Origin of the sequence: Pseudoalteromonas sp. S1610, from assembly GCF_005887465.1 — a bacterium.
Lineage (GTDB): Bacteria > Pseudomonadota > Gammaproteobacteria > Enterobacterales > Alteromonadaceae > Pseudoalteromonas > Pseudoalteromonas undina.
In genome coordinates, this window is the sequence record NZ_PNDI01000001.1 from 32,799 (window position 1) to 51,637 (window position 18,839).

Consider the following 18,839-nt stretch of genomic DNA (forward strand, 5'->3'; position numbering starts at 1 on the left):
GAAGATGGATCAAAAGCGTTGTGCCGTCGCCTCTAAAGAAAGCCTCAAACGGATATTTACCGTTCCAGAGGCCCCTGACTCAACTTTGAGCAAAATAGAGCTTGAAATTTCGAGTAATTTAGCAGGTTTCTTAAACGAAAATATCGCGGCAATTGAAAAACCATTACATGAAATAGAAAAAGATTTTCAATCTGCGGCTATCCCTGAAGAGCCAACGTTTGTGTCTTGCTATGCCCAAGATATTATGGAACAGCTGGTTGCTCATTCTGTACATACCGCAGCGCCAAGCTTTATTGGTCACATGACATCTGCTCTGCCACATTTTTTACTGCCGTTATCGAAATTAATGGTCGGGCTAAATCAAAACCTTGTAAAAATAGAAACCTCAAAAGCGTTTACCCCATTAGAGCGTCAAGTTTTAGGAATGATGCATCATTTAGCTTATGGACAAAATGATGGCTTTTATTCTAAATGGATGCACAGTGCAAAAACCTCTTTAGGAGCATTTTGCTCTGGTGGCACAGTAGCTAACATTACAGCACTTTGGATTGCCCGCAACCGCTTATTAAAAGCAGATGGCAACTTTAAAGGCATTGCTGCGCAGGGTTTAGTGGCGGGAATGCTTCATTATGGTTACAAAGGGCTGGCAGTTTTAATCTCTGAACGAGGTCACTACTCGTTAGGCAAATCGGTTGATTTATTAGGTATTGGCCGTGAGAATTTAATTGGTATTAAAACATCGGCTGATAATAAAGTTGATGTAGATGCTATGCGAGAAAAAGCGCTAGAGCTTGAAGCGCAAGGTATTAAAGTGATGGCAATTATTGGTGTAGCCGGAACGACTGAAACTGGTAATATCGATCCACTTGAAGACATGGCTAATTTAGCACAAGAGATTAATTGCCACTTTCATGTTGATGCGGCGTGGGGCGGAGCTACTTTACTCTCTAATACCCATAGGCACCTTTTAAAAGGTATTGAGCATGCAGATTCAATCACTATTGATGCGCATAAACAAATGTATGTACCGATGGGAGCAGGTTTGGTGCTGTTTAAAGACCCTGCTGCAACTGATGCCATAGAGCATCATGCTGAATATATTTTACGTAAAGGCTCTAAAGATTTAGGCAGCCATACCCTTGAGGGGAGCCGCCCTGGTATGGCGATGTTAGTGCATGCTTGCTTACGTGTTATTGGTCGTAAAGGCTACGAAATGCTTATCGATCGCAGTATTAAAAAAGCCCGTTACTTTGCTGATTTGATAAAAGCAGATGAAGACTTTGAATTAATATCAGAACCTGAGCTATGTTTGCTAACTTATCGTTATGTCCCTAAGCAAATTAAAAATGCGATAGCACAGGCCGATGCACAGACCCGTTTAGATATTTTTGCCGCGCTTAATCGCTTTACTGCTAGCATGCAAAAACGACAACGTGAATCGGGTCGCTCGTTTGTATCGCGTACACGTTTAACGCCAGTTCAATATGATAACCAACCAACCGTAGTATTTAGAGTAGTGCTTGCGAATCCGCTTACATCAGGTGCAATATTAAAAGAGATATTAGAAGAGCAGAAAGAACTAGCTCAAACCGACCCTGTATTTAAAAAGTATTTACGAAAATATATGTAACTAACCTGAACTCTGGTTAAGAGATTTACTAACATATTGAATCAAAGATGATATTTATGTTTATTTTCTCTAGCCAGAGATTTTCAGTGAGAACAAGGCGAACTTACGCGTCAATAGCTAGCCTATTGCAAGTAAATTCAACGCAGTTAGCGCTAAAAATAGCTGCTTGAGATAGATTTATTATTCAGAGTTCAGGTTAAATATAAATGCTATAAAAAAGACGCTTAATAGCGTCTTTTTTATTACTGATTAAAAGCAACTCGCCTTTATGAGGTTGCTGATAATTTGTTGCGAAGGCTTTATTTTTTCCATCGCTAAATATTCATCGGGCTGATGCGCTTGGTTAATTGAACCCGGTCCCATGACGATGGTTTCACAACCCAGTTGTTGTATAAATGGTGCCTCAGTACAGTAATTAACAGCCACCGCTTTTTGCCCTGCTATATTTTCGGCTAGTTTAACTAACGCGCTGTCTGTGCTTCCCGTAAATGCTGGAATTGGCTCATGTAAATCAATCACACTGACCGAATTAGGGTATTGCTGATTTATATCGTAGGTTGCATCAAGCAGCAATGCTTGCAGCTCTTGTACACTTAAGCCAGGAAGAGGGCGCATATCAATGTGCATTTCACAGCAACCGCAAATCCGATTTGCATTATCGCCCCCATGAATATTACCTAAATTGAGCGTTGGGTGAGGAATTTCAAAGTAATTTATTGAATATTTATTCTTAAGTTGTTCTTTTAAGATTAGCAATTTTGTAATCACTTTATGCATCACTTCGATGGCGTTAAGACCCCGTTCGGGATCTGAGCTATGTCCTGAACGGCCGACAACTCTTATTGCTGTACTCATATGACCTTTATGAGTAAATACTGGCGTCATATCAGTAGGCTCACCAATAATACAGCGACTTGGCTTTAAATTCGGGTGCTTACAGATTTGTTGTGCGCCAGCCATAGTGGTTTCTTCGTCTGCGGTGGCTAATATTAAAATTGGTTGTGTTTGTTGCTTTTCATCAAGCTCACTAATAGCCTGCAGTACAAAAGCAAAAAAACCTTTCATATCAATGCTACCTAAGCCAAATAGTTTGTTATCTCGCTCAGTTAATTTAAATGGGTTGTGATTCCAACGACTATCATCAAATGGCACTGTATCAGTGTGACCTGCCAGCATTAAACCGCCGTCGCCTTGACCGCGTTTTGCTAATAAGTTGTAGCGACCTTTGTTGCCTTCTAACTCTATTATTTCACAGTTAAAACCTAAGCTTTCACACCATTGCGCTAGCAATTCAATGACACTTTTATTACTCATGCATAAATGATCTTCAATGGCACTGATAGAGGGGGCAGCAATCAATTGCTGGTACATCGAAATAAATGACGGCAGAGACATAAAAAATTCCAAAATAAGTATTCATTTTAATTGCATAACAATATAAAAGTATTTAATATGAATATCAATTCACTTTTTGAGCATAAATATATTAAAGTTACGCCATGAAAATAATACGACGATAGTTATCACTCATAAATTTAATCTGTTTGGCTGGGTTATACCCTAGTGTAAACAAACAACATGGAATGTGGTCACTAATTTTAGATAAAGAGTAAATAATGAACGTAGTAATTATAGGTGCCAGCGGTTACAGCGGCGCAGAACTGGCTAGCTTAGTAGCAAAACATCCAACTCTTTCGCTAACTGGTTGTTATGTATCAGCGCAAAGCTTAGATAAACATAAATTGCTTAGTGAATTGTATCCTGAGCATTTAGGATTACTTGATTTACCTCTGCAGCCACTAAATGAACATGCACTTGCTGATATCACTCATTCAGCAGATTACGTTTGTCTGTGCACCGATCATAAAGTAAGTGTGGATTTAGCGCCTCAGTTTTTAGCGATGGGCAAAAAGGTATTTGACCTTTCCGGTGGCTATCGTCTTGCAAGTAATGATGATTACGTTACTTATTATGGTTTTGAACACCAACATCCAGAACTACTTAATCAAGCGGCTTATGGTCTTGCTGAATGGAATAGTAAAGCCATTACTGATGCTCAGTTAATTGCTGTTGCTGGCTGCTATCCAACGGCTGCATTAAATGCATTAAAGCCTCTTCAACAAGCGTGCTTGTTGAGTGATGAAAAAATTATTATTAATGCGGTTTCTGGCGTAACTGGCGCAGGGCGAAAAGCCAGCATCGGTACGCATTTTTGTGAGGTATCACTTGCACCCTATGGTTTGTTTAATCACCGTCACGGGCCTGAAATACAACAGCACCTAGGTCATGAGGTGTTATTTACTCCTCATTTAGGTAATTTCCCGCGCGGTATTTTAGAAACTATTTATGTGCAATTAAAGCCGGGTGTGACCAGTGAGCAAGTAGCTAAAGCTTATCAAGTATTGGCTGATGAGCCATTAATTCGTTTGCTTGGCAGCAAAATCCCTTCGATTAAAGGGGTGGCCAAACAACCTTATGTAGATATTGCGTGGCAGCAGCAAGGCTCACAGTTAATAGTAATGGCAGCAATTGACAACTTATTAAAAGGGGCAGCTGGTCAGGCTTTGCAATGTATTAATTTATCAATGGGGCTTCCCCACACTACAGGTCTAATAGGAGCGTTTAGATGAGCAGTAAAACGTGGGTTATTAAACTCGGTGGTGCAGTACTCAATACTGAAAATGCCGCTAAAGCATTATTTGAAATACTCAACGAGCAAGATGATGCTCAGTTTGTGATTGTGCATGGTGGTGGCTCATTAGTTGATAGCTGGTTAAAAGAGGCTGGTTTTGCCAGTGCTAAACACCAAGGTTTACGTATTAGCCCTAAAGAACAGATGCCTTATATTGTTGGAGCCCTTGCGGGTGCGGCAAACAAACAACTCATGGCGCAAGCAATTAGTGTTGGTCATAAGCCGGTGGGGTTAAGTTTATATGAAGCAGGGATCACCGCCTCGCAAAAATTAAAAGCATTGGGTCAAGTAGGTCAATGTCACAACAATGCTGATTCTATTATTAATGATTTACTCAGTGCTGGCCGGTTACCAATCATCAGTTCTATCGGCTTTGATGAGCAGGGCTTGTTATACAACGTTAATGCCGATGAAGCAGCCGCCGCAATGGCAAATAATTTAAATGCAGAACTTATTTTTATGACGGACGTAGAGGCGGTACTTGATGCCAATAAGCAGCCTTTACATCAACTTGACACAAAACACATTGATACTTTAATTGCAGAGGGAGTAATTTTGGGCGGGATGGAGGTCAAAGTTAAGACCAGTCTTCACGCTGCCCAACATTTACGACGCGGTGTGTACATTTCCAGCTGGCAAAAGCCAGAAAACTTAACTGCTTTGCTGCAAGGCGAGCATGTCGGAACTAAAGTAACACCATAGGTTGAACATGTTTAAAGATTTTTTAACGGGTCTAGAATTAGACCAACAAGGCGCACTAAATTTATTAAAGTTAGCGCAAGATATTAAAGAAACCCCGAGTAAATATAGCCAAGTACTAGCTGGTAAGTCAGTGGTTACTTTGTTTGAAAAGCAAAGTTTACGTACTCGCCTTTCATTTGATATTGGTATAAACCGTTTAGGGGGCCATGCGGTTTACCTTGACCAACAAAATGGTGCAATGGGCGCCCGTGAATCAATAAAAGATTTTGCCTTAAATATTTCGACTTGGGCAGACGGGATTGTTGCGCGGGTTAATCAGCACAGTACGTTAACGACACTCGGTGAGTATTCATCCGTTCCTGTGATTAACAGTTTGTGTGATTTATATCACCCATGCCAAGCATTAGCTGATTTTTTAACGCTACAAGAAGTACATGGTGATGTTAGCCAGTTAAAGCTTGCCTATCTAGGTGAGGGCAATAATGTAACGCACTCATTAATGCTATTAGCCGCTACTTTAGGAACAGACTTTGTCGCTGTAACACCAAAAGGCAGCTCACCTGATTCGCAAGTGCTTAAAAAAGCAGAGCAAATAGCATCGATGAATGGCGCTTCTGTCATGGTAAGTGACAGGGTTGAGGCTGCAGTTGGCGCTAATGTTGTTTACGCCGATACCTGGGTATCAATGGGGGATACAACTCCTCTTGAGCAAGTAAAAGAAAAATACATGCCTTATCAATTAAACCAGGCATTGTTAGAAAAAACCGGTGCAACTACGGTACTACATTGCCAACCGGCACACCGTGAGTTTGAAATTACTTCTGAGGTAATGGATGGCCCTGCATCAAAAATTATACAGCAAGCAGAAAACCGCATGCATGCGCAAAATGCGCTATTAGTTACATTGTTAAATCCAAATTTTGTTAAGGAACACCTATGAGTTCAATTAAAAAAGTCGTTTTAGCCTATTCAGGTGGTCTTGATACATCGGCTATCGTGCCATGGTTAAAAGAGAACTACGGCTGTGAAGTTATTGCCTTTGTTGCCGATGTTGGCCAAGGCGCTGAAGAACTTGAAGGCGTAGAAGCTAAAGCTATAGCGTCTGGTGCATCTGAGTGTTACGTGGTTGATTTAAAAGATGAGATGGTAAGCGATTATATTTACCCAACGCTTAAAACGGGTTCTATATATGAAGGGACTTATTTACTTGGTACCTCTATGGCGCGTCCAATCATTGCTAAAGCGCAAGTTGAAATTGCACGTAAAGTAGGTGCCGATGCACTTTCTCATGGCTGTACGGGTAAAGGTAACGACCAAGTACGTTTTGAGTCATGTTTTGCCGCACTCGCACCTGATTTAAAAGTGATTGCGCCATGGCGTGAGTGGGATTTATCAAGCCGTGAATCATTGCTTGATTACCTAGCTGAACGTGACATTCCATGTTCTGCGTCAGCAACTAAAATTTACAGTCGTGATGCTAACGCATGGCATATTTCTCACGAAGGCGGTGAACTTGAAGACCCTTGGTGTGAACCAAGTGAGCAAGTATGGACCTGGACTAATTCACCAGAGCAAGCACCTGATAAAGCTGAACACGTCACTTTATCGGTTGTTGAAGGTGAAGTAGTTGCTGTAAATGGCGAAGAGCTTAAACCTTATGATTGTTTAGTTAAATTAAACGATATTGCATCACCTCATGGTGTGGGCCGTGTCGATATTGTAGAAAACCGTTTAGTTGGCATGAAATCGCGTGGTTGTTATGAAACGCCAGGCGGTACTGTGATCATGGCAGCGCTGCAAGCTATTGATGAGTTAGTACTTGATAAAGCGAGCCGTAAATGGAAAGAAGTACTCGGTGGTGAATTTTCACACTTAGTCTACGACGGTCGTTGGTTTACGCCGCTAAAAGATTCTATCTTAGCCGGTGCAGAAGCGCTGTCTACACTAGCAACGGGTGAAGTGGTACTTAAGCTTTATAAAGGTCAAGTGACAGCGGTTCAGAAAAGATCACCTAATAGCTTATACAGCGAAGATTTTGCTACCTTTGGTGAAGACGATGTTTATGACCAATCGCACGCAGAAGGCTTTATTCGTTTATTCTCGCTATCAAGCAGAATTTCAGCATTAGCTAAAAAGTAATTTTTTATGCCCCTTGGAATTAAGGGGCTATTATCGGGTTTGGAGAAATTTCATGGCATTATGGGGCGGACGTTTTTCTACGGGTCCAGATGAAGCGTTTAAACAGTTTAACGATTCACTTCCCTTCGATTATCAATTAGCAGAGCAAGATATAATTGGCTCTGTTGCATGGGCTGGTGCACTTGAACAAGTAAGCGTGTTATCTAGTGATGAGCACAAAAAGCTGGTATCGGCACTTTATGAGTTACTTGAAGAGGTAAAAGCAGACCCAATGGCTGTAGCTACCTCAGGTGCAGAGGATATTCACTCGCATGTTGAAGCTGCACTAATTGAAAAAGTAGGTGATTTAGCTAAAAAGTTACACACAGGCCGAAGCCGTAACGACCAAGTTGCTACCGACTTTAGACTCTGGTGCCGCGATACCGCCGATCATATTTTAAAAGCAATTGCGCAACTTAAAGCTGAGTTTATTGGCTTAGCTGAACGTGAGCTTGGCACAATATTACCAGGTTATACCCACTTACAACGTGCACAACCGGTGTTATTTAGCCATTGGTGTATGGCTTATGTAGAAATGCTTGAGCGTGATGAAAGTCGATTACAAGATGCCCAAGCACGAATGAATTATTGCCCACTCGGCAGTGGCGCTCTTGCAGGCACTGCATACCCGATTGACCGCCATGCACTTGCACAAGGGCTAGGATTTACTGGCGCGACTAAGAATAGTTTAGATGGCGTATCTGATCGGGATTTTGTGGTTGAGCTATTAAGCTGCGCGTCTATTTCTATGATCCACTTATCGCGGATGTCTGAAGACCTAATTTTTTATAACTCAGGCGAAGCTGGCTTTATTGAACTGGCCGATAATGTGACCTCGGGTTCATCTTTAATGCCACAGAAAAAAAACCCAGATGCATTAGAGCTAATTCGTGGTAAAACTGGCCGGGTGTTTGGTGCGTTTAGCGCAATGATGATGACTCTAAAAGCACTACCGCTTGCCTACAATAAAGACATGCAAGAAGACAAAGAAGGCATTTTTGATGCCATGCCAACATGGCTTGCGTGTATTCATATGGCACAAGCGTGTATTAAAGGTATAAAAGTTAAAGCAGATAAAACCCTTGCAGCGGCAAAAGGTGGCCACGCGAATGCAACCGAGCTTGCTGATTATTTAGTGGCTAAAGGTGTACCGTTCAGAGAAGGGCATCATATTGTAGGGGTATTGGTGCAACTAGCCATTAGTGAAGATAAAACGTTAGAGGAGCTTTCACTAGAGCAGTATAAATCAGTAAACCCCGTGTTTGAAGATGACGTGTATCCGGTACTTGAAATTGACGCCTGTATCAAAGCACGCCAAGCGCTTGGCGGTACATCATTAGAGCAAGTAAGCAAAGCGGTGAAAGACGCGAAAAAAAAACAGCAAATAACGGTTCGTGATGCCAATTTAGATGACGTAGAAGCAATTGCTAAACTCGTACAGCACTGGGCAACAGTCGGCGAAAATTTACCGCGAGCTAAAAGTGATATGGTGCACTCAATTAATGAGTTTGCCGTAACCGAGATAGACGGTCAGGTATCGGGTTGTGCTTCACTTTATATTTACGACACAGGATTAGCTGAAATACGTTCATTAGGCATTGATCCTAAAAGCGCAGTAACGGGGCAGGGACGAGAACTGGTTGAACACTTATTAGTGAAAGCCAAAAAGTTGGCACTTAATCGTGTCATTGTTCTGACTCGTGTACCTGACTTTTTCGAAAATCAGCGGTTTAGTTTCTGTAATAAAGAGAGCCTACCTGAAAAAGTAATGAAAGATTGCGAGCTATGTTTACGCAAAGAAAACTGTGATGAAGTCGCAATGGAATATATGTTAAAGCCAAGTAATAGCATGGAGATCCCCTGTAAAAACGTGGCTTAAGCAATCCCTAGGATAAAAAACGCACGGTGACCCCGATGCGTTTTTTTTTGAGTAAAATAAAATAATTTTTTAATTAATATACTATTAATTTAAAGTTGGCATATCGTTTGCTTTTATTGTTTTGTAGCGTGTTGTTGAGTCAATTAAACAACGTAGGCAATGCGTTACTGCAGTTATTTAGTAACTGCTTCAGGTGGTGTGATTTAAATTTGCGCCAATAATAAATTTAATACTCAAAAGGATTAATCACATGCAAATTTCAGCGAACAGCCAAGTACAAATGCAAGCATACAATAAAACGCAACAATTAAAGCCTGCAATGGAACAAACTGCTAGCCCTAAAACCCTACAATCTGATACAGTAAGTATCTCTCAAGAAGCGATGGCTGCGGCTAGCGGTACAGATCTTCAACGTGGTGGTGGCATGATTCCTCCAGTAAGACCTAAATAAATAAGGTAGTAGATGTTATTAACTGAGTTTTTTGGTTTTTTTTCGTTATCAGCATTCATTATGTGGGGATTTCTGATGGCGTTCTTTTTCAACATTTTTGTTTATACTTTAGATGTCAAAAGAAAAACAACTTTACTACTCAGCTCATTTATAATGATGGTGTCTTATACGATATCTGATTACTTTTTTACTTGGTTATCAATAAAGGTGAAGATTTATTTAGATTGGGCTATATATGACATCATGACAATTACAGCTTTGCTGGGTGTTTGTTTTATCATAAAGAAAACAACCCCATCTTTCTTATATTTAATTATAGGTTTAACGATTAATTCAATATTCTTTTTATTGATGTATATAGACATGTATATTAATAACAATCAGGAGCATTGGATTCTTTGGGACCTATACATTTACACTGTCAATTCTATAGATCTTATAATGATCATAGCTTTAATAGTAGACCGTGACTTTCTTGGCTTACACACCCTTAAAAGTAAACTCATTTCATTATTCAAAACGACTGAACTTAACCAAATCCAATAAATGTATTATGTAGACTTATTTTTAGCAGACTATATCGATGCATTTATACAATGGGGCTTTTTAATGGCTTTGTTGTACACATTTGTATCGAGTATAAATAAGCCAAATAAGTCATTGGTCTATTTAGCCACAATTATGTTTTTTTCCTACCTTCTAAGTGACTTCCTTTACATTTTTAAAAACGTTTACTTGAACTGGATCTTTTTTGATTTTGCTACAATCCTAATCATTTTTTTAGCATTAAAGGTTTCAAGCTTTCAAAGCTCTGTAGCTAAAAACTATATTGTAAGCGGTTTAATTATAAATGCATGTTTAACTTATGCTATTTACATAGATCTTTATATAAACTGGAACTCAGAGCCTTGGTGGTTATGGAGTCTTTACTCCATGGGGGTTAACATTATTGATCTAATAATGATTATTGCTATTTTTATCAATAAAGACTTTTTAGGGCTAATGATACTTAAAGGTCGTTTATTTAGATCTGGCGCTGAGTTTAAAAGCCTATAATGACGGATCTATTATGGCTACTTGTTAAAGTTGGCGAGAATTTAGGTAATTTTATATTGTGGCTATTTTTAATCGCTTTTCTATTCAACCTTTCTTCGAGCATTAATAAACAAGATAAAAGCTTACTGCATATTTCATTAATAATGATGATCTCGTATTTTCTAAGTGCATTTTTAAGCCTCGAAACTTCTACTTATAAAGATTATTTCATATTTGATCTCACAACTATTTTGATACTTTTTTTGTGGCGAAAAATAACGTTGCAAAACACGCCTATTGCTTTTTATTACTTAATTCTGGGGTTAGGAGTTAATACCTGTTTATTTTTGGGGATGCATTATGATGTTCAAGTTAAAGGGAACATTGATTACTGGTGGTTTTGGGCTGCATATGGGTTTGGCGTTATTTTCTTTGATTTTATAATGGCCTTGGCACTATTTATCAATAAAGATTTTTTGGGCTTAGTGAAGTTTAAGAACGTTTTGCTTCAAGCAAGAGCGAAGGAGGCTACCTAGCGCAATATAATGATACGTACGCTAGGTGTTATCTTTAATGCTTGGTTTTACCTAGCCTCGACTGCAGGGCTTTCATTACTATGGTATCAACAAACTCGCTTACATCGCCGTTATGGCGTGCAACTTCTTTTACGAGCGTTGATGATATAAAGGTATTACGCTCAGCAGGTGTTAAAAATACACTTTCTAAATCAGGGTTCAAACGACGGTTCATATTCGCGAGCTGAAATTCATAATCAAAATCAGAAACCGCTCTTATACCTCTAATCAATACATTTGCGTTATGGTCACGAGCCAGATCTGCTAGTAGCCCTGAAAAGCCAATGACTTTTACATTATCTAAATGGCTTAAAATCTCATTTGCTAAATCAACGCGTTCTTCTAAAGTAAAACACGGTTTTTTACTTGGGTTATGAGCAATAGCCACAATAACGGTATCGAACATTTTAGCCGCACGCTGAATTAAATCAGTGTGGCCGTTGGTAAGAGGGTCAAATGTGCCTGGGTAGATTGCGGTCACTTTCATAATATTTACTGTGTTATTATTTTTAGCCGTAGTGTAGCAGTGTTTAGTGTGCAAAGCAGCCTTGTAAGTAAATTGTGAAGAACTTCATGCCTTGATTGTTTTAACGCTGACTATTTGTTTATACTAGTGGATTGTTTTAATGCAGCATCGTATTTTCGAAAATTGAGTAATGAGTATATGAATACCAAGGATAAAATAATTCAAACCAGTATTTCATTGTTTAATGAACATGGTGAAAGAGCAATATCAACTAATCATATTGCATCGAGTTTAGGCATGAGTCCGGGTAATCTTTACTACCACTTTAAAAATAAAGAAGACATTATTCGCCATATATTTGCACTTTATCGTGATCATTTAAGTACTCACTTTAAGCCAGTTGATAAAGGCGACGATGCTTTTGAGCATCTTGGCCCTTATTTAGATTCGCTATTTGAATTAATGTGGCGCTATCATTTTTTTTACGACAACCTTGGCGATATTCTTGCTCGCGATAGCCATTTAAAACAGGGTTACATTGATTTTCAGCAGGAATTACTTGAGCAGGTACGTAACATCATTTTGGCCTTGCGGGATAGTGAAATTATTGCCATTGATGAACAAGATGCCATTGAACTTGCTCATACGCTAAAATTAACGGTTAGCTTTTGGACACCCTATATGAAAGCAAGAAGACTAAGTGGTGTGCTGGTTGAGCAAGATATTTACCCTGGCATTGTAAAAGTACTGACTTTATTTAAGGCTTACAGTACAGAAAAAAGCGCAAATAAAATTAATCAGTTAAGAGACAAGTACGCACTTTTAGCAAATGCTGCCCCCCAGAATCCTTAAGCCCGTTGAGTTGGTTAGTTCCTAGGCGTTAAATTTTTTGCTATAATCCGCCGCGCCCAATGCCTGGGTGCGCGAATTCCCGCAGTCTAAGAGTTGAACTATGCTTAAATTTATCGTCAAACTTCACCCTGAAATAGCCATCAAAAGCCGTTCAGTCCGTAAACGCTTTACCAAAGTGTTAGAAAATAACATTAAAATTGTATTGCGTCGTGTTGACGAAAAAGCACAAGTACGTAATAACTGGGATAATATTTCAGTTGTTACAAAACTAGATGATGCTCAAACTCGCCTTGATTTCATTGATAGCTTGCAGCGCATTCCTGGCATCGTACAGTTTATTGAAGTGACCGAAACAGACTTTAAAACCCTTGATGACATCTATCAAAAAACCATTGCGTTAGTTGGTCACACTATTATTGGTAAAACCTTTTGTGTACGTGCTAAGCGCATAGGTCAACATGATTTTACTTCAACTGAATTAGAGCGCTACGTTGGTGGCGGGCTTAATCAACATGTTGAAGGAGCTCGAGTAAAGCTAAGCCGCCCTGAGGTAACAATTCGTTTAGAAATTAAAGACGAAAAAGCCTACATAGTGACGCAAACTCATTTAGGAATGGCGGGCTTTCCACTGCCAACACAAGACGATGTATTATCGCTTATGTCTGGTGGATTTGATTCTGGCGTGGCCAGTTATCAGATGATCCGTAAAGGCGCTCGTACACACTTTTTATTCTTTAACTTAGGTGGTGCTGCCCATGAAATTGGGGTTAAGCAAGCGAGCTACTATCTATGGAAACAATACAGCTCTACACATAAAGTTAAGTTTATTACTGTTGATTTTGAACCGGTTGTTGCTGAAATTTTAGAAAACGTTGAGAACAGCCAAATGGGTGTTGTGCTTAAACGTATGATGATGCGAGCGGGTAGTGCCGTTGCTGAAAAACTAAATATTCAAGCTTTGGTAACGGGTGAAAGTATAGGTCAGGTGTCTAGCCAAACCTTAGCTAACTTAAGTGTGATTGACCGTGTAACCGAAACGCTGATTTTACGTCCTCTTATTCAACATGATAAGCAAGAGATCATCAATATAGCGCGCCAAATAGGCACTGCAGAAATGGCTGAGACGATGCCTGAATACTGTGGTGTGATCTCTAAAAAGCCGACAGTTAAAGCCAAAATTGAAGTCATTAAAGCAGAAGAAGAGAAGTTTGATTTTGATGTATTAAATACCGTTATTGATAACGCCCGTGTTATGGATGTGCGCGATATCGATGTTGAAGCTAAGCAAGAGCTTAAAGAAGCTGAGTCAGTTACAGAGTTACCAGAGGGAGCGGTTGTTGTTGATATTCGCTCACCTGAGGAAGAAGATGCCGCTCCGCTTGAAATTGATGGTATTGAAGTTATTCATTTACCGTTTTTCCGTTTAGCAACTAAGTTTGGTGATTTACCTAAAGGTAAAGACTATTACTTATATTGCCAAAAAGGAGTAATGAGCCAGTTACAAGCGCTTATTCTTCACGAAGAAGGCTTTACCACTGTAAGAGTATATCGTCCTTGATGGCATAAGATATTAGATGCGCGGATTTATTCCGCGCTTTTTTTTGCCAAAATTTTAGCAAGTAAAGCATCGTTATACGGAGTCGCAATATTATGTTGCTTGCCTTGTTCACTAATATAACCACAAATTGCCATGATCTCAGTTTGCCTATTATGCAAAACGTCTTGATGCATAGATGAGTAATTCTCTGCCGTTAAACTCATTACCTTGTAGGCGCGCTCGAGGGCATCAATAAGCTTAATATTAAGTTTAAGCGCGGTCGCAATATGGCACGCCTCTGTTAATAAATTAATAATTGAGCTATTAAACTGTGGCGCACGCAACTGGCCATTTTTTATATTGTACAGAGCGGTTAATGGATTTATGGCAATATTAACTAGTAACTTTTCAAACCTAAGTTGCTCAATATTGTTGCTGACAATTAATTGCGGAATAGTGTGTAATTGCGCACTAAACTGTTGAAGATTTTGCATAGCTAGTTGATTACAGCCCCCTAATACACTTTGCCCGTTTCCGGTATGCTGCACAATATTAGGGTTTGATTTGAACCCAGCCATGCTGGTGGTTAAAAAGTACAACGACTGCTGCTGTGTTAACTGTGCATTTAATTGTTCAACATTACCCATGCCATTATGACTCAGTACAATATGGGTATTATTACCAAGATAAGGCTTTACTTGGGCGTAGGCTTGTTGCACTGCAAACGCTTTAACAGTGAATAAAACAATGTCAAATTCAGGAACTTGAGCTAATTGCTGTTGTGAGATGAAAGTGGCGTTAATTTTTTCAGACGCAGCGTTACTGTGGCTGTAAAAGCGAGTATTTACTGTGCCTTTTTTGGTAAGAACATAAACTGTGTGATATTTAGCTAAGAAATGACTAAATAACAAGCCTATAGCACCATCACCAACAACGAGTATGTTAGCCATAATGCTTCTTTTTACGCAGTGTTAATAGGGCTTTAGCTAAAAAGTAGCTCGCCGCACCAATAAAGTCGGCAACAAAATCGGCCAGTGATGCTTGTCTGTAAGGGAGGCTATCTTGCATAATTTCTATTGCGGCACCATAGCCGGCTAACAGCAATATTTGTGCATATAACGGCAGTTTAAAGGCTTTATCCATTATAATGGCAAGTAAAAAGAAAATACCAAAATGCGCCACTTTATCTACATGCGGAAATAAGTTTGCAGCCCCTTTTACCTCTTTAGCAAATAAGAAGGTAAATGCGACAATACTAATTAAAAAAATAGCTTGGTAAACACGCCTCGTCACAAAAAATCCTAAAATCGTATAAAAAAGAAGCCTCAGTATATCAAACTAAATTAGTATCGCACCTGAACAAGATGCAGAAAAATGTAAAGATTTATCATTTTAACGTTATAATTGCCGCATAAAATTAAGATTAGCTAGTTAGGAGAACATCATGCCTTCATTTGATATTGTATCTGAAGTAGAAATGAACGAAGCACAAAACGCGGTTGATAACGCCAATCGTGAATTAGAAACACGATTTGATTTTAGAGGGGTCGATGCCTCAATTGAATTAAACGATAAAACAATTAAATTAAAAGCTGAAGCAGATGCTCAGGTTATGCAGTTGTTTGATATTTTAGCTGGAAAAGTTTCAAAGCGTGGAATGGATGTTGCGAGCCTAGAACTTCAAGAGATTTCTCGCGCAGGCAAAAATGTTTTTCGTAACGTTGCACTAAAGCAGGGTATCGAAAAAGATATGGCTAAAAAAGTAGTAAAAGCCATTAAAGATTCTAAAGTAAAAGTGCAAGCGGCTATTCAAGGCGAAGAAGTACGCGTAACGGGTAAAAAGCGTGATGACTTACAAGCTGCTATGCAAGTTGTACGCACTGCCGATTTAGGTCAGCCATTTCAGTTTAAAAACTTCCGCGATTAATTTATTGTTTCGAGCTAGGCACTATAGGCGCTTAGTTCAAAGCAACATGTATTTAGCCAAACACGCTATATTGTTTGGCTTTTTTATTTTTGAATCTATGATAATTACCGAACCCCGAACCCCAAAAATCAAATTGTAGATGTTTAGACGTCCGTTGACATTTTTAAGTAAACAGATAACAATAGCAGCCTATTTTCAAGGTGCTTGCTAAACACTTCAAAGGTGTGATTTTTTAGTAGGATAATCGGGAAGTTGGTGCGTTTTCATTGATGAAGTCAATCCCAACACTGCCCCCGCAACGGTAAAGTTATGCTGTATTTTATTATGGTAACTGAGTCCGGAGACCGGCCTTGATGTAATCTTACTTACTAACATCTTTGCGGTGGGCAGAGATAGGGAACATCATGATAAATAAAACTGCATTGGGTGTGGCTATTTCGGCGGCACTGTCTTTTTCTGCATCTGCAGAACAAACCATTGAAAGAATAACCGTTACTGCAAATAAATTTGAACAACCTATAAATGATGTATTAGCAAGTGTGGCAGTTATCGACCGCGCTGATATTGAAAAAGCGAATTACCGAGACTTACCTGCAATATTAAATACCATAGCTGGTATTGATATTGTCCGTAACGGCGGATTAGGTCAAAAAGCAGATATATTTGTTCGCGGTGCTAGCGCTAAATATGCCTTAGTATTGGTTGATGGCGTAAGAGTGAGCGATGCAAGCTCAGGTAGTGTATCGCTAACTAATATTCCAGTTAATAGTATCGAGCGTGTTGAAGTTATTAAAGGTGCCAGAGCAGCTATTTATGGCTCTGATGCGGTAGCCGGAGTAATTAATATCATTACCCGTAAAGCCTCAAATAATACGCTTTCGGCTAATTTGGGCAGTCATAGTTACAGTAATTATCAGCTTGCTGGTGGGCTTGCAAAAGAGGCGCTTAGCTTTAATTATAATCTAGGCTATGAAGAGACAGATGGTTTTGATGTTACTGGCAAAGATCCTGTGGCTGAATATACCAAAGATCACGATGATGATGGCTACAAAAATAAAAACATTGGCTTTAATTTAGCGTATGAACTGGCTGAACTAGGTGAGTTGAGCTTACAGTCTCAGTACAGTGAAGGTGAAGCGCAGTATGATAACGCATGGGGTAACGATGCCTACGATTTTGAAAACTATACCGCTAAGCTAGGCTGGAAAAAAGCCTCAGAAGTATATACCCAAAGTACTTCATTGAGTGTATCGCAAGAAGAAAATACTCAAACTGGCACCGATGTTCAGCAAGTGTATAGCACAGAGCGTGTTGAGTTTGAATACCGAGGGCTTTATAGCCTAACGAAAGAGCTTGATTTATCAGGTGGTTTTAATTACTTGTCTGAGGATTTATCAAACTCTTCAGCAACGTCATCAGAAGAAAAACGCGATAATAACGCATTGTTTATAGGCGCGTTTTATAGTCATGAACAATGGTTAGCAAATGCGGTTATCAGAACCGATGATTATGACTTCCATGGCCGCGCAAATACTTACAGTACTGGACTTGGATATAAAGCGAATCAGTATGTAACGGTACGTTTAAATCATGGCACCGCATTTAGGGCGCCGTCTTTAATTAATGCGTTTGTGACTAACAGCCCATACTACCTGCCAAATAATAATATTAAGCCTGAGGAAGCCTTAAACAATGAGTTTGGTGTTACCCTAGAAACTCAATGGGGGCGTTATGATATTGCTCTTTTCGATAACCGTATCAATAATTTAATTAGTAATAATTATGATGCGGACTCAGGTAAATATATTGCAACTAACATAGATAAAGTATCTATGCAGGGGCTGGAAATGTCGGCTGAGTTTTCCGTGTTAGGCTTTGAACACTCTGTTAATTTTAGCTTTTTAGACGCTACAGATGAAAAGACGAATACGGATTTACCACGCAGACCTTCAGAATCGTTTAATTATCAACTCGCCAAATCATGGGGCGATTTTGATGCCAGTTTAGATATGCAGTATCGCTCATCGCGTCCATCAATTGCGTATTATGATTCTGAACTCGCTGGCTATACGGTATTTAATTTAGCAGCCAATTACCAGTTGCTCGATAATTTGTCGTTAGCTGCTCGAATAGAAAACATTACTGATAAGGAATATTTTACTGCGGCAACAGGGTTTGCTGCCAGTGGTGAGCTATTAGGTTATAACAGCGCAGGAAGAACTTTCTTTGTGGGGGCAAATTACCAGTTTTAATTGTCACTTTTAGTTGCCGAAAAAGAAATAGCCCAGCAAATTGCTGGGCTATTTGGTTAGAGCTTTAATGTGTTTTTACTCAGATAAAAACTCGCTAAATTCGGTTTCAAACTTGTGCAATTTAGGTGCAATTAAAATACTACAGTAGCCTTGTTCTGGGTTTTCATTGTAGTAGTCTTGGTGAAAACTTTCAGCAGGGTAAAAAGTGGTTGCTGGGCTTACCTCTGTTACTATAGGCTCGCTAACATGAGTTTGCAGCCCTGCAATAACGGCCTGTGTTTGCAATTGTTGTTGCTGATCATGGTAATACACAACGCTGCGGTATTGAGTGCCTATATCGTTACCTTGGCGGTTTAACTGGGTAGCATCATGCAAAGTAAAAAACATTGCGAGTAGGGTTTCAAAGCTTATTACACTTGAATCAAATTCAACGTTAACCACTTCGGCATGTCCGCTATTGCCTGTGCAAATGGCTTTGTAGGTTGGGTTATCAGTGTGCCCGCCTGTGTAACCAGAACATACACTGAGTACCCCTCTAACACGCCTAAATGCTGCGTCAATACACCAAAAACAGCCGCCGCCGAGTGTTGCTACCTGTGTGGTCGAACTCATAAGTACTTCCTCAATTATATGGTTATATGCACCAAAATAGCGCCGTAACTG

The 18,839-nt window shown here is 39.5% G+C and carries 19 protein-coding genes and 1 riboswitch; of the genes, 14 read left to right on the top strand and 5 right to left on the bottom strand.

What is annotated here, in order from left to right; genetic code table 11:
• Positions 1-4 precede the first annotated feature (4 nt).
• Entirely contained in the window at positions 5-1,630 is a 1,626-nt protein-coding gene (panP, locus tag CWB77_RS00185; RefSeq protein ID WP_054201989.1) for a pyridoxal-dependent aspartate 1-decarboxylase PanP, read from the top strand.
• 249 nt (positions 1,631-1,879) lie between these two features.
• Here panP and argE read toward each other — a convergent pair whose 3' ends face one another.
• On the bottom strand, positions 1,880-3,025 hold the full coding sequence (gene argE / locus CWB77_RS00190) for an acetylornithine deacetylase (protein WP_010391028.1): 1,146 nt from the start codon (positions 3,023-3,025) through the stop codon (positions 1,880-1,882).
• 221 nt (positions 3,026-3,246) lie between these two features.
• Here argE and argC point away from each other — a divergent pair, with 221 nt between their 5' ends.
• The 9 genes from argC to CWB77_RS00235 all read left to right on the top strand — a co-directional run bounded on the left by argC (position 3,247) and on the right by CWB77_RS00235 (position 11,103).
• Positions 3,247-4,260, top strand: coding sequence for an N-acetyl-gamma-glutamyl-phosphate reductase (argC, locus tag CWB77_RS00195; protein ID WP_075170688.1), 1,014 nt, complete (start codon positions 3,247-3,249; stop codon positions 4,258-4,260).
• Complete coding sequence (argB, locus tag CWB77_RS00200; RefSeq protein WP_010391030.1) at positions 4,257-5,024, top strand: acetylglutamate kinase; 768 nt, start codon at positions 4,257-4,259, stop codon at positions 5,022-5,024. Before argC ends, argB begins: the two co-directional genes overlap by 4 nt.
• Before the next feature lie 7 nt (positions 5,025-5,031).
• Positions 5,032-5,964 carry an ornithine carbamoyltransferase gene (locus tag CWB77_RS00205; protein WP_138620775.1) on the top strand — a complete coding sequence of 311 codons (933 nt, stop codon included), beginning with the start codon at positions 5,032-5,034 and terminating at the stop codon, positions 5,962-5,964.
• Positions 5,961-7,163, top strand: coding sequence for an argininosuccinate synthase (locus CWB77_RS00210; RefSeq protein ID WP_055013184.1), 1,203 nt, complete (start codon positions 5,961-5,963; stop codon positions 7,161-7,163). Before CWB77_RS00205 ends, CWB77_RS00210 begins: the two co-directional genes overlap by 4 nt.
• A gap of 52 nt (positions 7,164-7,215) precedes the next feature.
• Positions 7,216-9,081 carry an argininosuccinate lyase gene (argH, locus tag CWB77_RS00215; RefSeq protein ID WP_109875636.1) on the top strand — a complete coding sequence of 622 codons (1,866 nt, stop codon included), beginning with the start codon at positions 7,216-7,218 and terminating at the stop codon, positions 9,079-9,081.
• A gap of 250 nt (positions 9,082-9,331) precedes the next feature.
• On the top strand, positions 9,332-9,532 hold the full coding sequence (locus CWB77_RS00220) for a hypothetical protein (RefSeq protein WP_138620777.1): 201 nt from the start codon (positions 9,332-9,334) through the stop codon (positions 9,530-9,532).
• A 12-nt stretch (positions 9,533-9,544) separates the two neighbouring features.
• Positions 9,545-10,078, top strand: a complete 534-nt coding sequence (locus CWB77_RS18545) for a hypothetical protein (RefSeq protein WP_138620779.1) — start codon at positions 9,545-9,547, stop codon at positions 10,076-10,078.
• Positions 10,079-10,465: 387 nt separating this feature from the next.
• A complete protein-coding gene (locus CWB77_RS18730) occupies positions 10,466-10,588 on the top strand; it encodes a hypothetical protein (protein ID WP_283957542.1) in 123 nt (40 codons plus the stop codon).
• The gene (locus CWB77_RS00235) at positions 10,588-11,103 is read left to right on the top strand and encodes a hypothetical protein (RefSeq protein ID WP_138620783.1); all 516 of its coding nucleotides are present in this window, start codon (positions 10,588-10,590) and stop codon (positions 11,101-11,103) included. Before CWB77_RS18730 ends, CWB77_RS00235 begins: the two co-directional genes overlap by 1 nt.
• Positions 11,104-11,137: 34 nt before the next feature.
• Here the strand turns inward: CWB77_RS00235 and coaD are convergent, their stop codons facing one another.
• Positions 11,138-11,629 carry a pantetheine-phosphate adenylyltransferase gene (gene coaD / locus CWB77_RS00240; protein WP_024601870.1) on the bottom strand — a complete coding sequence of 164 codons (492 nt, stop codon included), beginning with the start codon at positions 11,627-11,629 and terminating at the stop codon, positions 11,138-11,140.
• A gap of 177 nt (positions 11,630-11,806) precedes the next feature.
• Between coaD and CWB77_RS00245 the strand changes: the two genes are divergently transcribed.
• On the top strand, positions 11,807-12,460 hold the full coding sequence (locus CWB77_RS00245) for a TetR/AcrR family transcriptional regulator (RefSeq protein WP_010391043.1): 654 nt from the start codon (positions 11,807-11,809) through the stop codon (positions 12,458-12,460).
• Between the two features lie 100 nt (positions 12,461-12,560).
• Positions 12,561-14,018, top strand: a complete 1,458-nt coding sequence (gene thiI, locus CWB77_RS00250; RefSeq protein ID WP_138620785.1) for a tRNA uracil 4-sulfurtransferase ThiI — start codon at positions 12,561-12,563, stop codon at positions 14,016-14,018.
• 26 nt (positions 14,019-14,044) lie between these two features.
• Here thiI and CWB77_RS00255 read toward each other — a convergent pair whose 3' ends face one another.
• Both CWB77_RS00255 and CWB77_RS00260 read right to left on the bottom strand, forming a co-directional pair.
• The gene (locus CWB77_RS00255; protein ID WP_138620787.1) at positions 14,045-14,947 is read right to left on the bottom strand and encodes a ketopantoate reductase family protein; all 903 of its coding nucleotides are present in this window, start codon (positions 14,945-14,947) and stop codon (positions 14,045-14,047) included.
• Positions 14,940-15,290, bottom strand: a complete 351-nt coding sequence (locus CWB77_RS00260) for a VanZ family protein (protein WP_008466003.1) — start codon at positions 15,288-15,290, stop codon at positions 14,940-14,942. Before CWB77_RS00260 ends, CWB77_RS00255 begins: the two co-directional genes overlap by 8 nt.
• A gap of 151 nt (positions 15,291-15,441) precedes the next feature.
• On the opposite strand from CWB77_RS00260, the gene CWB77_RS00265 reads away from it, so the two are divergent.
• Both CWB77_RS00265 and CWB77_RS00270 read left to right on the top strand, forming a co-directional pair.
• Positions 15,442-15,924, top strand: coding sequence for a YajQ family cyclic di-GMP-binding protein (locus CWB77_RS00265; RefSeq protein ID WP_008113183.1), 483 nt, complete (start codon positions 15,442-15,444; stop codon positions 15,922-15,924).
• Positions 15,925-16,126: 202 nt separating this feature from the next.
• Positions 16,127-16,291, top strand: a riboswitch (cobalamin riboswitch).
• Between the two features lie 37 nt (positions 16,292-16,328).
• Positions 16,329-18,176, top strand: a complete 1,848-nt coding sequence (locus tag CWB77_RS00270) for a TonB-dependent receptor domain-containing protein (protein ID WP_138620789.1) — start codon at positions 16,329-16,331, stop codon at positions 18,174-18,176.
• A gap of 75 nt (positions 18,177-18,251) precedes the next feature.
• Here CWB77_RS00270 and msrA read toward each other — a convergent pair whose 3' ends face one another.
• The gene (gene msrA, locus CWB77_RS00275) at positions 18,252-18,788 is read right to left on the bottom strand and encodes a peptide-methionine (S)-S-oxide reductase MsrA (protein ID WP_138620791.1); all 537 of its coding nucleotides are present in this window, start codon (positions 18,786-18,788) and stop codon (positions 18,252-18,254) included.
• Positions 18,789-18,839 lie beyond the last annotated feature (51 nt).